General features: G+C 65.1%; 13 protein-coding genes and 1 pseudogene. 5 read left to right on the top strand and 9 right to left on the bottom strand.

Annotated features, from left to right (window positions below; translation table 11 throughout):
- Nucleotides 1-63: 63 nt before the first annotated feature.
- The 8 genes from AC1DUR_RS04385 to AC1DUR_RS04350 are packed head-to-tail and all read right to left on the bottom strand — an operon-like array spanning nt 64 to nt 8,289.
- Nucleotides 64-1,038: a Bug family tripartite tricarboxylate transporter substrate binding protein gene (locus AC1DUR_RS04385; RefSeq protein ID WP_477720069.1), complete on the bottom strand. Its 975-nt coding sequence runs from the start codon at nt 1,036-1,038 to the stop codon at nt 64-66.
- 33 nt (nt 1,039-1,071) lie between these two features.
- Entirely contained in the window at nt 1,072-1,464 is a 393-nt protein-coding gene (locus AC1DUR_RS04380) for a VOC family protein (RefSeq protein ID WP_477720068.1), read from the bottom strand.
- Nucleotides 1,461-2,411, bottom strand: coding sequence for a hydroxymethylglutaryl-CoA lyase (locus AC1DUR_RS04375; RefSeq protein WP_477720067.1), 951 nt, complete (start codon nt 2,409-2,411; stop codon nt 1,461-1,463). Before AC1DUR_RS04375 ends, AC1DUR_RS04380 begins: the two co-directional genes overlap by 4 nt.
- On the bottom strand, nt 2,408-3,643 hold the full coding sequence (locus tag AC1DUR_RS04370) for a CaiB/BaiF CoA transferase family protein (RefSeq protein ID WP_477721340.1): 1,236 nt from the start codon (nt 3,641-3,643) through the stop codon (nt 2,408-2,410). Before AC1DUR_RS04370 ends, AC1DUR_RS04375 begins: the two co-directional genes overlap by 4 nt.
- 37 nt (nt 3,644-3,680) lie before the next feature.
- Nucleotides 3,681-4,622, bottom strand: a complete 942-nt coding sequence (locus AC1DUR_RS04365) for a LysR family transcriptional regulator (protein ID WP_477721339.1) — start codon at nt 4,620-4,622, stop codon at nt 3,681-3,683.
- Nucleotides 4,623-4,634: 12 nt separating this feature from the next.
- The gene (locus AC1DUR_RS04360) at nt 4,635-5,039 is read right to left on the bottom strand and encodes a polyhydroxyalkanoic acid system family protein (RefSeq protein ID WP_477721338.1); all 405 of its coding nucleotides are present in this window, start codon (nt 5,037-5,039) and stop codon (nt 4,635-4,637) included.
- 26 nt (nt 5,040-5,065) lie between these two features.
- A complete protein-coding gene (locus AC1DUR_RS04355) occupies nt 5,066-6,118 on the bottom strand; it encodes an aminopeptidase (protein WP_477721473.1) in 1,053 nt (350 codons plus the stop codon).
- A 53-nt stretch (nt 6,119-6,171) separates the two neighbouring features.
- Complete coding sequence (locus AC1DUR_RS04350; protein ID WP_477721337.1) at nt 6,172-8,289, bottom strand: molybdopterin-containing oxidoreductase family protein; 2,118 nt, start codon at nt 8,287-8,289, stop codon at nt 6,172-6,174.
- A 51-nt stretch (nt 8,290-8,340) separates the two neighbouring features.
- On the opposite strand from AC1DUR_RS04350, the gene AC1DUR_RS04345 reads away from it, so the two are divergent.
- From AC1DUR_RS04345 to AC1DUR_RS04325, 5 genes are all read left to right on the top strand, one after another.
- Entirely contained in the window at nt 8,341-9,486 is a 1,146-nt protein-coding gene (locus AC1DUR_RS04345; protein WP_477721336.1) for an ABC transporter substrate-binding protein, read from the top strand.
- Nucleotides 9,487-9,668: 182 nt separating this feature from the next.
- Entirely contained in the window at nt 9,669-10,535 is an 867-nt protein-coding gene (locus AC1DUR_RS04340) for a decaprenyl-phosphate phosphoribosyltransferase (protein WP_477721335.1), read from the top strand.
- The gene (locus AC1DUR_RS04335; RefSeq protein WP_477721334.1) at nt 10,478-11,515 is read left to right on the top strand and encodes a lysylphosphatidylglycerol synthase transmembrane domain-containing protein; all 1,038 of its coding nucleotides are present in this window, start codon (nt 10,478-10,480) and stop codon (nt 11,513-11,515) included. The genes AC1DUR_RS04340 and AC1DUR_RS04335 overlap by 58 nt, the downstream gene beginning before the upstream one ends.
- 79 nt (nt 11,516-11,594) lie before the next feature.
- The gene (locus AC1DUR_RS04330; protein WP_477721333.1) at nt 11,595-13,157 is read left to right on the top strand and encodes an ArnT family glycosyltransferase; all 1,563 of its coding nucleotides are present in this window, start codon (nt 11,595-11,597) and stop codon (nt 13,155-13,157) included.
- On the top strand, nt 13,145-13,798 hold the full coding sequence (locus tag AC1DUR_RS04325; protein ID WP_477721332.1) for an HAD family hydrolase: 654 nt from the start codon (nt 13,145-13,147) through the stop codon (nt 13,796-13,798). Before AC1DUR_RS04330 ends, AC1DUR_RS04325 begins: the two co-directional genes overlap by 13 nt.
- Before the next feature lie 142 nt (nt 13,799-13,940).
- On the opposite strand, the pseudogene AC1DUR_RS04320 reads toward AC1DUR_RS04325, so the two are convergent.
- A pseudogene (locus AC1DUR_RS04320) lies at nt 13,941-14,131 on the bottom strand (IS481 family transposase); the annotation flags it as partial.

The raw sequence follows: 14,131 nt of genomic DNA, 5'->3' as shown, positions 1-14,131 counted from the left end.
GGCGCAGCGGCCCCCTCGGGGGGCAGCGCAGTACACGCAGTGACAAGCGTGGGGGCTATATTTCTAGTCAGCCTTGATATTGGCCACTTTGACGATGCGTCCCCACATCTTGCGTTCGTTGCTACCCAGCGCATCCAGTTCCGCGCCATTCATGGCGATCGCCTTTGCGCCCTGTTCCTCGGCGCGTTTCCTGAAGTTGTCCGATTCGACCACCTGCCGGACGGCCAGGGAGAGGCGATTCTGCAGGTCCGCAGACAGACCCGTCGGGCCGTAGACTGCAAACCAGGAAGACGCCACCAGCGGCACTCCCATCTCGGTCGCGGTTTGCACATTGGGCAGTGCGGCCAGTCGCGTGCGACCGGTCACCATCAGCGCTTTCAGCTTGCCGGCACGGATGTGTGGCAGCAGTGGCGGCGGCGTGGTGATGGTGCAGTCCACCGTACCGGCCAGCAGGTCGTTCAGTGCCGGGCCCGTGCCGCGGTAAGGGATGTGCACCATGAAGGTTTTGGTCAGGTCCTTCAGCAGCTCGGTCGTGACATGCTGCAGTGATCCGTTGCCGCTGGACGCGTAGTTGACCTTGCCGGGATTGGCTTTGACGTAGTTGAGAAAATCCGCGAAGCTGTCGGCCGGGAAATTAGCGCGTACCACCATCAGTTGCGGCGCGTCGATCAGATGGCCCAGCGGCTTGAGGTTGGTGGCCGGGTCAAAGCCGGCCACCGGCTGGATCAGCGGTGTGATGCACTGGTAACCTGAATACTGCACCAGCAGGCTGGTACCGTCGGCCGGTCCGCGCGCGACGGTCTGGCCGGCAATGTTGCCGTTGCCGCCGCCCCGGTTGTCCACGACGACCGAGGTCTGCAAAATCCGCCCCAGCGGTTCGGCCAGCATGCGCGCCGCGATGTCCGTGGTGCCGCCGGCCGCCGCGGGAACGATCAGGGTGACCGGCTTGCCTGCGAGCTGCGCGCGCACCGGGTTCAGCCATGAGGCAGCGGCCAGGCCGGCAACGGTTACAAGGGTTCTGCGGGAAATGAAAGTCATTTTTTGTCTCCTGGAATGGTGATGGATGCCGGTTCAGGCCAATTCTGAAATCTCGATCAAGTTGAGGTCGGGGTCGCGTACATAGACCGAGCGGATTTTTTGCGTGGCGCCGGTGCGTAAAACAGGCCCTTCGACGATCGGCCAGCGTTCGCGCTCCAGCCGCTCCATCACCTGCTGCAGGGGCACGCTGGCGATGAAACACAAGTCCAGTGCGCCCGGCACCGGCAGATGCGCCTTGGGCTCGAACTCGGCGCCCTTGACATGCAGATTGATTTTCTGGTTGCCGAACTTGAAGGCCTTGCGCTCCACCGGCGGCGTGCCACCGACAAAGCTTTCCAGCGTCATGCCGAGCACCCGGGTATAAAAATCGACGCAGGCGGTTTCGTTGGACGTGGTCAGTACCAGATGGTCCAGATGGTTAATCACGCGAACTGCTCCCGCAGGGCCGCCACAAATTCCGGCGCCGGATGCAGGTCCTCAATGCGCCCCGCCTTGGCCACCTGGCCCGGCACCTCGTGGCCGACGATGTGCGGCATCTGCCGCGCCACTTCGAGCAGCCTAGGCAAATCGATGCCGGTGTCGTAGCCCATGGCGGCCAGCATGTGGATGGCATCTTCGCTGCTGATGTTGCCGCTGGCGCCGGGCGCGTAGGGGCAGCCGCCCAGGCCGCCGAGTGAGCCGTCAAAGCGCGTGATGCCGCCTTGCACGGCGGCCAGCACATTGGCCAGGCCCATGCCGCGCGTGTTGTGAAAGTGCAGCGTCAGTTGCAATTGCTCAAAGCGCTGCTGCAGCGCCTCCACCATGCGGCTGACCTGGGCCGGATGTGCCATGCCGGTGGTGTCGCAGATCGTGACGCCTCTGACCCGGTCCTCGCCCAGGTCGGCAAAGCGGTTGACCCAAGCCAGTACGCTTTCCTGCGGCACCTCGCCTTCCATCGGGCAGCCAAAGCAGCAGGACAGCGAGACGTTGATGGGGGTGCGGCCATCAACATGCGCAATCACGTCCGACAGCGCCGCAAAACTGCGCGCCATCGGCATGCGCAGGTTGGCCAGGTTGTGCGTCTCGGAGGTGGACATGACAAGGTTGAGCTCATCGGCCCGTGACTCCAGCGCGCGCTCGGCCCCACGCAGGTTGGGCACGAGCACCGTGTACTCGACACCGGGCACACGGCGTATGCGGCCCATCACCTCTTCGGCATCGCGCAGCATCGGGATCGCCTTGGGCGAGGTGAAGGAGGTCGCTTCGATCTTGGCGTAGCCGCATTCGCTCAGGGCATCAATCAGCGCCACCTTGGTGTCTGTGGGGATGAAGGTGGGCTCGATCTGAAAGCCGTCGCGCGTCGCCACCTCGTTGAAGTAGATCCGTGTTGTCATGATTGGGCTCCTGTAGCAGTGCACGAAACGATGCCTTTGTCCTTGAGGCCCTGGATCTGCGCGGGCGTGAGGCCGAGTTCGTGCAGCACGGCGTCGGTGTCCTGGCCCAGCACGGGGGCGTTGCGCCGGTGGCCACCGGGTGTGAGCGAGAGCTTGGGCGTGATGCCGGGCACGGTTAGCGTGCTGCCGTCGTCCATCTGCACGCTGTCCAGCATGCCGCGTGCCTGGTAGTGCGGGTCGGCGGCGATGTCGGCCACCGTGTAGATGCGGCCTGCCGGCACCGAGGCCTTGTCGAGCGCCGCCAGCGCCTCATCCACGGTGCCCTGCGCCGCCCACTGGCCGATCGCTTCGTCGATTTCGGCGACGCGCGCCACCCGGCCGGCGTTGTCTGCCAGCGCCGGGTCGGCGGCCAGGTCGCCACGGCCAATTACGGCCATCAGCCGCTTGAAAATGCTGTCGCCATTGCCCGCAATCAGGGCATAACCGTCGTCCTTGCAGCGGTAGGCATTGCTCGGTGCAATGCCGGGCAGGGCGCTGCCGGCCGGGCCGCGCACCGCGCCAAAGGCGCTGTATTCGGGCAGCAGGCTTTCCATGCAGTTGAAGACCGCTTCATACAGCGCCACGTCAATCACCTGGCCGACGCCGTGGGCGGTGCGATGGTGCAGCGCCAGCAGGATGCCGATCACGCCATGCAGTGCGGCCAGCGTGTCGCCAATGCTCACGCCGACGCGCACCGGCACGCGACCGGGTTCGGCCGTCAGGTGGCGCAGGCCGCTCATCGCTTCGGCCACCACGCCAAAGCCGGGGCGGTCGCGGTAGGGGCCGGTCTGGCCGTAGCCGCTGATGCGCAGCATGATCAGGCGCGGGTTCAGTTTGAGCAGTTCGTCGGGCCCCAGGCCCCAGCCTTCCATGGCGCCGGGCCGGAAGTTCTCGATCAGCACGTCGGCGTCCACGCTAAGTTTGCGCACGATGTCCTGGGCTTGCGGGTCTTTCAGGTCGAGCGCCAGCGAGCGCTTGTTGCGCGACTGCACCTGCCACCAGACCGAGGTGCCGTCCTTGAGCAGGCGCCACTTGCGCAGCGGGTCGCCCGCGCCGGGCGGTTCGATCTTGACGACGTCGGCGCCAAAGTCGGCCAGCGTTTTGGCGGCAAACGGCCCGGCGATCAGTTGCCCGAGTTCAAGAACCTTGAGGCCGGCCAGCGGGCCGGGATTGGCAGATGAGGTGGTGTCCATGGCTGCATAGTGTGCGGTTGCCACCCCCTCGCGTCCATTACTGTTTGTGGCGCGCGGCCTTCGCATTTTGCGAAGGCTGGATCAGAAAGTTCACCAGCGACGCAATGGATGCATCGCTGTCGTTGCCACTGGTGGCGACCAGCAGGCGGCGCTGCGCCCAGCTGTCTGCCAGCGGCCGCCAGCTGAGTTTCATGGCCTTGACGATAGGCAGGCTGGCCCCTTTGGGCAATATCGCAATGCCCAGGCCCGAAGCCACCATGTGGCACACGGCGTCAAAGCTGCGCACCTGCATGCGCAGCTTGAGCGGCCGGTTGGCCGCCAGGGCCGCCTGCTGCTGCTTTTGCAGCATGGCGGCACCGGCAGTCAGGCTGATCCATTCCTCGTCCAGCGTGTCGGCAAAGGCGATTGGCGCCTTGGTGCCCGCCAGAGGGTGCTTGCCGGGCAGTACCAGCACCAGCTCGTCCTTGCGGAAAAGATGGGTGTCCAGCCCCGCCGTGTCCGGCCCTTCGACAAACACCGCCACATCGGCACGGCCCTCGCGCAGGGTGGACACCACCGCCTCTGACACCTGCTCTTCCAGGTCGACATGCACCTGCGGGTGCAGCTCGCCGTAGCGGGCCAGCAGCGGCGGCAGGAACTGGCTGATGGCGGCGCTGCTGGCGCACAGGCGGATGTGGCGCGCAATGCCGCGCCGCAGGTCGGTCAACTCGGCGCCGAGCTGCTCCATGGTCTGCAGCAGCGTCAGGCCGTGCTTGACGAAGACGCGGCCGGCCGCGGTGGGCAGCAGGCCGCGCGCGTGGCGCTCGAACAGGGGGTCGCCCAGCGCATCTTCGAGTTCGCGGATGCGCCGGCTCGCGGCGGCCAGCGCAAGGTGCGAATCGCGTGCCGCCGCGGTCAGGCTGCCGCTCTGGGCGCAGGCGACAGCCAGGCGGATGGACACCAGGTCAAACCTGGCCAGGTTGTAGGTGGCGGTGGCCACGTTGCTGCCGGCTCAGGCTTTCCTGGCCGGGGGTTTCGGCGGGGAAGCTTTTTTTGTCGCGGGCTTTTTGGCGGCGGTCTGGTGGGCGTCGGCTTGGGGATCGGTGTTTTTGCGTGCTGCGGGTGCGTTTTCCGCGATCAGCACATCGAGGTTTCTGACGATTTCGCTCTCGATCTTGTCCTTGAAGGCGCCGAGAAAAAAACCGAGCCTGGCCTGCAGCTCGAAGCTGTCCGGGGTGACGGTGAGGGTGCCCGAGACGCCCGAGCGCTTGAAGCTCACTTCATCGGTGGTGTCGCCTTCTTCATAGACGCATTCCATGTCGAACTCTTCTTCGACCTGCTCGGCCCATTGAAAGGCCATCTTGCGCGCCTGCGCCAGGCCCAAGCCGTGCTGGCGATGGATGTGAATCTCTGCCATGGGCGTCTCCTTGCTTGCTTGTTGGTTTATTTATCGGTGTTATGGGTTTCAAGGGCCTGGCGCCGCGCTTCTTTGGGCAGGCTGGCCAGTCGCTTCACCGCATCATAAAACCGCTGCCAGTCGCCGCCTTCGCGCTTGAACAGTGCCTCAAAGCCGGGCACCAGTTCATCGTAGGCGGCCTGCGCGCCAAACGCGGCGTTGTTGGCCTGGGCGACCCAGGGGTCATAGCCGGCGAAGCCACCCCAGCTTATTTTGAGTTGCTCATACTGCTGTTTGAAATCTGAAATGGCTATGCTTTTCATGGCAACTTGCGCGGCTCTGGCGGGCGCTGGCGCCCAATTCAAATCATAAATTGCATCCAGCCTGTGCCGCGTGGCCCGCACCAGCGTCTGGAATTGCTGGCGCCGGCTGTCAAAGGCCGCGTACTCGGCCCGGGCCGCCGGGCTGGCCTGGGTGGCGAGCCAGCGCTGGCCGCCCAGCCGTTCCACCGCCGTCGCAAATGATTCGTTGAACATGGTGTCATCCTGGGCGTAGACCACCTGGTGCGCCAGCTCATGAATGATCAGCCGGGCCAGCTCGCCTTCGGGGTAGGCGATGAAGGTGTTGAGCAGCGGATCACCGCCGGCCCAGTTCAGCCAGCCCAGGGTGGAGTAGGCCGGCACGCCGAAGACGCCGGCCTCCAGCCCCGCGGTTTGCAGCCGCGCCGCTTCGGCGCGCGCCTCGGCTTCGGAAAAATAACCGCGGTAGCCCACGCAGCCCGCCACCGGAAAGCACCAGGTCTTGAGTGTGAGCGACAACTCGGGGGCCGCCACCACGTTCCACACCACGGCCCGGCGCTGCAGGTCGGCGTAGCGGCGGTAGCTGGCGTTGTCGGGCAGCTGCAGCTCGCTCGCGGCAAAGCTGCGGATGCGCTGGCTCAGGGCCAGCCGGTTCTTGAGCTGCTCAGGGGTTTGCGTATCGTCCAGCCAGTCGCTGACCGGGCGTGCCGCGTTCATCATCTGCAGGTGGCCGCTGACCGACTGCCAGTAGTAGCCGATACCGGTGCAGCCCGACAAGCCCAGGGCGGCGATGGCTGCCATGGCGGTGGCCCGGATGGCGGGCCAGGTGAGGGCCGCTTGGGCCTCCCGGGTTTTCACACCACAGGCTCCCCGGGCCGGCCGGCCTGAACCTCAACCAGGCAGTCGTAAAACACCGGCCCACGGCCCAGGTCGGTCAGGTGCTGGCTGGTGAGCTGGTTGACGTTGGTGCCATCGAGCCCCAGCTTGCGCCACCAGATGCCCAGGCCGTTGACCACGCCGGGGCGGGCGCGCGCCGAGACTTCTGCCTTGACGCGGTATTTCCCGCGTGCATTGAACACCGTGACGACAGCGCCGCTGCTGATACCGCGCGCTGCCGCGTCGTCGGCATGCATCTCCAGCACCGGCTCGCCCTCGATGTCGCGCAGGCTTTTGACGTTGACAAAGCTGGAGTTGAGAAAGTTGCGCGCGGGCGGCGAGATCATGGCCAGAGGGTACTGGCTGGATGAACCTGGTATTTCGTAGTTGGGCACATGGTCGGGCAAGCCGTCCAGGCCAAGCGCGGCCAGCCGCTCGCTGAAAAACTCGCAGCGGCCCGAGGGCGTGGGGAAGTTGCCCGCGGCGAACGGTGCATCGGGCAAATTCAGCGTGACAAAGCCCTTGTCCAGCAGTTGCCCGAAGTCGATCCTGTCGCCATAGACGGTACGGCACAAGGTCTCGTCGTCCTCGGAAAAGCAGGGCTCGGTAAAGCCCATGTGGGCCGCCAGCTCGCGAAAGATCTGGGTATTGGGCCTGGCCAGGCCGAGCGGCGCGATGGCAGGGCGGTTGAGCAGCGCGTCGGTGTGGCCGTAGGCGCTGTGCACATCCCAGTGCTCCAGCTGGGTGGTGGCGGGGAGCAGGTAGTCGGCGTAGTCGGCGGTGTCGGTCTTGAAATGCTCCAGCACCACGGTGAACAGGTCTTCACGCGCAAAGCCTTGCACCACCTTGCCCGATTCGGGCGCCACCGCCACCGGGTTGCTGTTGTAGACGATCAGCGCTTCGATTTTGGGGCCGAACTGCGGCGAGGCTTCGGCCAGCAGCGCATTGCCAATCGTGCTCATGTTGATGGTTCGCGGCTGCCGCCCCTGCAGAAGATCGGGCCGCTGCAACGCGGCCTTGTCCACCGGAAACTGCCCTGAACTGCTCAGCAGCACGCCGCCGGCGCGGTGCCGCCAGGCGCCTATCAGCGCCGGCAGGCAGGCCACCGCGCGGGCCGCATTGCCGCCGCCGCGCACGCGCTGCATGCCGTAGTTCAGGCGAATCGCAGCGGGCTGCCGGTTCACAAAACACCGGCCATAGTCGCGGGCCAAGGCCCTGATCTGCTCAACCGGCACGCGGCACACCTCGGCGGCGCGTTCAGGGGGCCATTGCAGGGCACGTTCCTTCAGCGCCTGCCAGCCCAGCGTGTGGCGGGCAATATAGTCGTGGTCCAGCCAGTCGTGGGTGATGAGCTCGTGCATCAGCGCCAGCGCCAGCGCCGCGTCGGTGCCGGGCAGCAGCGCGATGTGTTCGTGGCATTTCTCGGCGGTTTCGCTTTTGCGCGGGTCTATACAGACCAGTTTGGCGCCATCGCGTTTGGCCTGCTGCGCATAGCGCCAGAAATGCAGGTTGCTGCCAATCGAATTGCTGCCCCAGATGATGATGAGCTTGGACTCGGCAAAAAACTCCACCCGCATGCCAACCTTGCCGCCCAGGGTTTGCGTGAAGCCTTCGCCGCCCGCCGTCGCACAAATCGTGCGGTCCAGAAACGACGCGCCGAGACGGTTGAAGAAGCGCGCCGCCATGCTTTCGCCTTGTATCTGGCCCATGGTGCCCGCGTAGCTGTAAGGCACGATGGCCTCGGGGTTGCGCGCGGCGATGGCCTTCAGGCGCCCGGCAATGTCGGTGAGTGCAGCATCCCAGCTCACCGGCTCGAATTGGCCCGAGCCCTTGGGCCCCACACGCTTTTGCGGCTGCAGCAGGCGCTCGGGGTGGTAGGTGCGCTCGGTGTAGCGCGACACCTTGTTGCACAGCACGCCGCCGGTTTGCGGGTGCTCGGGGTTGCCGTGCACCTTGACGGCCACGCCGTTTTCCACGGTCGTCAGCAGCGAGCAGGTGTCGGGGCAGTCGTGCGGGCAGGCGCCGCGCACCTGGACGGTCTGACTGTCAGCCTTCACGAAACTAACGCTAGGGGAGATGCTGATGGTATTGCGCATGGTGTAACTCTATATTGACAGCCATATCGGCAATCAGGAAAAGGGTAATTCATGTCTGTGATCAAAAACGGCGGGCAAGTGCTGAAAGCCCTGGCTCGGGTGTCCATGGTAACGGCCTTGCTGGCTGCCATGGCCGCCATGGCAACTGGGGCCAACGCGCAGGATGGCTTGAGCAAAACCACTGTCACGCTGGGGCAGTCGGTGGCCATGACCGGTCCGGCCGCCGTGCTGGCACTGCCGTTTGCGCAGGGTGCCAGGCTTTATTTTGAACGGGTCAATGCGGCGGGCGGCATCCATGGCCGCAAGATCGAGCTGATTACCGCGGACGACGCCGGCAACCCCGAAACGACCCTGGCCAATACCAAAAAGCTGCTGGACCAGCGGGTTTTTTCGTTGTTTGGCTATTACGGCTCACCCCAGGTCACCGCCGTCAATCCCCTGCTCAAGGACAGCGACTTGTTGCTGTTTGGCCCCATGGCCGGGGCCGACGAGTTGCGCGGTTCGCTCTATCCCAATGTGTATTCGGTGCGACCCGGCTACTCGGAAGAGGCGCTCGTGATCACGCGCCATGCGGAAACCCTGGGGATGCGCAAGCTGGCCATATTGCATGCCAAGGATCCCGAATCGCTGGCGGCGCTGGACTCTGCCGAGCGCACCATGACCGGTTTGGGCGCCAACCTGTTGCTCAAGGCCCCCCTGGAGGGCGCCGACAAAGTGCTGGCGGTCAAAGCGGAGTCCGTGCTTTTGATCAGTGCCCCCAAAGGCGCAGCCATCGCCATCCGCGACTTGCGCAGCAAGGGCTACAAAGGGCCTATTTACGGGTTTTCCAATACCGGGGAAAGCCTGCTGGCCGATCAGCTGGGGGCAGCGGGCTCGGGCGTGGTGGTGGTACGGGTGACGCCCAAGTCAGACAATGCCAAAAGCAGCCTGGTGCGTGAGCTGCAGGCCGAGGCGGCCGCGGCCAAGCTGGGCAAGTCCAATGTCTACATGCTCGAAGGCTATATCGCTGCCTGGGCCTACACCGAAGCCCTGCGCAAGGCCGGCAAGGAGCCCACCCGCGTCAAGCTGCGCAAGGCGCTGGACACCATGCAGGAGATGGACCTGGGCGGCTTCCGGATCCATTTCGACGGCGACCGTGTGGGCTCCAGGTTGGTGGAACTGAGCCTGATTGATTCGCAGGGCCGCGTGCGGGAGTGAGTCTGCGCGAAAGCGTTGTCGGGCTGGGGCCTGCTCACATTAAAACGGGCGTGCAAAGGAGGGTGATGCTGAAACTCTGGCCTGGTTTTCAGCCTATCCGGAGAAATTGAGAGCCGGCCCGCTCAGGCTCTCAGTTATGCTTGAACGTCGTCCCCAGACCGGAGGCTTTGCCTCCCCTATTGATGTTTGCTCTCCCCTCATCCCTGCTTGCGCTGCTCAGGCTCATCCGGCCGCACCAGTGGCTTAAAAACGGTTTTGTCTTTGCCGGCCTGGTGTTCAGCCAGGCCTGGCAGGACGGCCCCCTCGTCGGGCGCGTCCTGTATGCCTTTGCCGCGTTTTGCTGCGTCTCCAGCATGGTCTACATCGTCAACGACTGGCATGACCGCGCCAGCGATGCCCTGCATCCTGTAAAAAACCGCCGTCCCCTGGCGAGCGGCGCCGTCCCCGTGCCCGTGGCGCTGGTGCTGGCGGGCCTGCTGCTGGCCAGCGGGCTGCTGCTGGCCGCCGGCAACCGCACCCTGCTTGCGCTGCTCGCGGCCTATGTGGTGTTCAACCTGGCCTATTCCTGGCGGCTCAAGCAGGTGCCGGTGGTCGATGTGTCCATCATTGCATCGGGTTTCATGCTCAGGCTGCTGGCGGGTACGGTGGCGGTCGGGGTTCCGCCTTCGCGCTGGTTGCTGCTGACCGGTATTTTTGTCGCGCTTTTCCTGGGCTTTTGCAAGCGCAAGGCCGAAACCTTTCATGAGGAAGCCAGCCAGCGCGCCGTGCTGGCGCATTACCCGTCGGCCCTGCTCGATACCTTCATGGCCGTGACCATGACGGCCACACTGACCAACTACAGCTTGTTTGCCACCAGCCCCGAGGCCCAGCTGCAGCATGGCGAGCGCCTGCTCTACACCGTGCCCGTCGTTATTTTTGGCATGCTGCGCTATACCTATCAAGTGCACCGTGGCCGTGGCGAAGACGTCGCGCGCGACCTGCTGAGCGACCCGTGGATTCTGGCGGCCGGCGTGTTGTGGATGGCCATCTTTCTGGGCCACCGGCTGTGACGCCCGAGGACGCACCGCTGGCGGCGCGCCCTTCGCCCACCGGCAAGGCAGACGAAGGGCCGGTTCACCTGCCGGTCAAACAGCTGCTGCTGGTGCTGGGTGTGGTGGCCACCGCCTACGCGGCCGCCCTGCTGGTGTGGGGCGACAGCCCGCGGGCCTCGCTGGCGCGCCTGGGGTCCTGGACCGGCGTGCAGGCCATCGCCTTGTGCCTGCTCAATTACCTGCTGCGCGGCATGCGCTGGCGCCTGTGGATGGCGCACTACGGGCGCCAATTTGGCTGGGCGAAGGGCCTGCGCCTGTACCTGGCGGGCTATGCCTTCACGCCTACCCCCGGCAATATCGGGGAGGCGGTGCGCGGCCTGATGCTGGCGCGCCAGCCCCTGGGCGCCGGGCAAAGCCTGGCGATTTTCGGTGCCGAGCGGCTGGCCGATCTGCTGTGCCTGCTGCTGCTGTGCCTGCCCGCCGCGTGGTGGGTGCTGACGCATGGCGCAGTGCGGGCGGCGCCCCTGTTTCTTGCCGGCCTGGTGGCAGTCGCTTTATTCATAGTCGCGATCCTGCTGGGCCTGGTGCTCAGGTACCGCGCCACGCTGCGCCACCGTTTTGCGTGGCTGAAAGAGGCCTGGCATTGCCTGGCGGTGCGTCCGCTGACCTGGTTTGTGCTGACCCTGACCGCCTGGGCCGCGCAGGGAATGGCGGTCTGGCTGATCGCCCGTGACCTGGACATTCACCTGCCGCTGCTGACCGCGACGGGCTTTTACGCGCTGGCCATGGTGGCCGGTGCGCTGTCTGCCTTGCCCGCCGGCCTGGGCGGCACCGAAGCCGTGCTGACCGGCCTGCTGGTGGCACAGGGCGCGACCCCCGGCGAAGCCCTGACCATCACTGTGCTGACCCGCCTGCTCACCCTGTGGCTGGCGGTGGCCATCGGCGTGGTGGCCTTGCTTTATAGTGCGGCCATTCGCAAGGAAATCAGCTTCCGGTAAAACCTGCCGACGGCCCCAGCTTGCACCCATCGCGCCCACAGCGCCCCTTACGTCCTTTGCTCCCTTGCGTCAACCTTCCATGCCCCAGAATCACAGCTCCGCCCCCCTGGCAGCCACGCTGCGCACCACTTCATTGAGCCAATGGCTGCTGGGCGTGGGGCTGGCGTCGCTGCTGCTCAGGCTCTGGATTTCCGCGACATTCCCGATCAGCGGTGACGAGGCTTTCTTCTACTGGTGGGGCGTCTACCCCAACTGGGGCTACTCGGACCATCCGCCCATGGTGGGCTGGCTGATTGCGCTGATGCGCGCCACGTTCGGCGACAGTATCTGGTCGATTCGCCTGCCGGTGGTCCTGCTGCCGCTGGGCGTGGGCGCTGCGCTCTGGTGGGGGCTCAAGCCCGTCGACCGGGGGCGCGCGGCCTGGGCCGTGCTGCTGTTCTGGCTGGCGCCGCTGAACTGGCTCAACACCCTGATCACCACCGACACGCCGCTGATTTTCTGGTCGGCGCTGTCGGTGGCCGCCTTGCTGCGCGCCGAACGCCGCGAGCAGCTTGACCGGGCGGCCTACGGGCTGTATGCGCTGTCGGGCCTGTTTCTGGGCTGCGCGTTTTTGTCGAAGTATTTCTCGGTGGTGCTGGGCCTGACCTACCTCGTGTACTTTGCGCGCTACCGTCGCCAGCGGCTCGCGGGCTTTGCCCTGCTGGTGGTCTGCGCGCTGCCCGGGCCGGCCATCAACATCGCCTGGAACATGTCGCACGGCTGGCCGAACATCATGTTCAACGTGTACAACCGCAACGAAGAGGCCTCGTTCGAGTGGCGCAAGCCCCTGCTCTATGTCGTCATGATGGCCTACCTGATCACGCCGGTGGCGGTGTGGCTGGCCTTCAAATACCGCAAGATGCTGGCGGCTACTGCAGCGTCGACGTCGGCCCAGCGCCTGCTGGCCTGCCTGGTGGTGGTGCCCCTGCTGTTTTTTGCGCTGCTGTCAGCCAAAAAGGTGATCGGCCTGCACTGGGTGCTGTCGTTCTACCCCTTCGGCTTTGCGTTTCTGGCGTTTGCCTTGCCGGCCGACAAACTCAAGACCTGCGCCAAGGGTCTCGCCGTGTTTGCGGGCCTGCATGTGCTGGTGGTGGCTGGCCTCTACCTGACCACGCTGGACACCTGGCGCAGCACCAAGCTTTATCCGCAAATCATCCGCAGCTATAAAACCGCCGAGATCCTGCGGCAAGTCAGCAGCCCGGGCGTGGTGCTGATGGGCGATGCGTTCACGCCGGCCTCGATTTACGGCTTTGAGCGCCGGCAGTACATGCCGGTGTTTGGTGTCGGGAAGTTCCATTCCCGGCAGGACGATCAGCTGGTTGATTTTTCGCTCTACCAGGGCAAAACCATACGCGTCATCACGTTCGGCAGCCCCAGGCTGGAGGAATTCCAGCCTTATTTTGAAGCGGTGCGTGTGCTCAGCTTCACCCAGAATGGTGCGCCGTTTTATGCGGTGGAGGGCACCGGGTTCAACTACCAGGCCTACCGCGAAGGCGTGCTGGGCACGATTTTCAAGCGCTACTACAACATACCCTCGGCATTGCCGATGACGGGGTGCCCGTTTTGCGAACGCTATTGCGGGCAGGTGCGATGTCCGAGGTAGCCGGCCCCGTTGTCGCCGCGTTTGACTTCGACGGCACGCTGACCCGGCGCGACACCCTGCTGCCGTTTCTCGCCCGTGGCCTGGGTTGGCCCGGGTTTTTACGGGCCCTGCTGCTGAGTGGGCCGTGGATGGCCGGTTATGCGCTGAAGCTGGTACGCAATGACGTGGCCAAGGCGCGCCTGCTCAAAATGGCGCTGGCCGGGCGCAGCAGTGTCGAGGTGGCGCACTGGGCGGCTGACTGGGCCGGGCGTGACTTGCCGCGCCAGCTGCAGGACTGGGCCATGGCGCGGCTGGCGCAGCACCGGCAGGCCGGGCACTGCTGCGTGATCGTCAGTGCGTCGCCCGATATTTACCTGCAGCACGCGGCCCGGCAACTGGGTTTTGACGCGCTGATCTGTACCGGCCTGGAGGTGGTGGATGGCCGCCTGACCGGACGCATGAGCACCGCCAATTGCCACGGCGAGGAAAAGGTGCGCCGGCTCAAGGCGTGGCTGCCGGAACGCTTTGGCGCGGACGCCGCCAGCCAGGTCACGCTCTATGCCTACGGCGATACGGCGGGGGACAAGCCCATGTTGCGTCTGGCCCGGCATGCGTGGTATCGGGGGGAGCCATGGAGTGATGTGCCGTCGCGGGGTGAATGAGCTTTCCCGTTCTTAGGGTTCAGGCATCGTTTGCTATTGAGTTGATAGGGGTAGCCCGGCGGCTACTCACTTTTCTTTTGCTTCGCTGTATGGACCGGACACATGGTGGACAGGTGTGCGGAGACATGGTTGACGGTTTGAATTAATCCACAACCGGCTGTCGCAAGTCAATTTCCAGGCAGTGGTGGTGTGCGAAATAGACATCGAACACGCCGTCCTCCCCCTCCCGCACACGCACTGCGACGGCCTGCCTGTGCAACGCACTGGACAGCTTGTAGGTATTGCCGCGAAACCTCAACTCCCCGAACCAGCCCACCTGTCTGACCTGGTCGT

Source organism: Polaromonas sp. P4_F4, from assembly GCF_056401355.1.
This window is presented reverse-complemented; position numbering and strand designations above follow the sequence as displayed.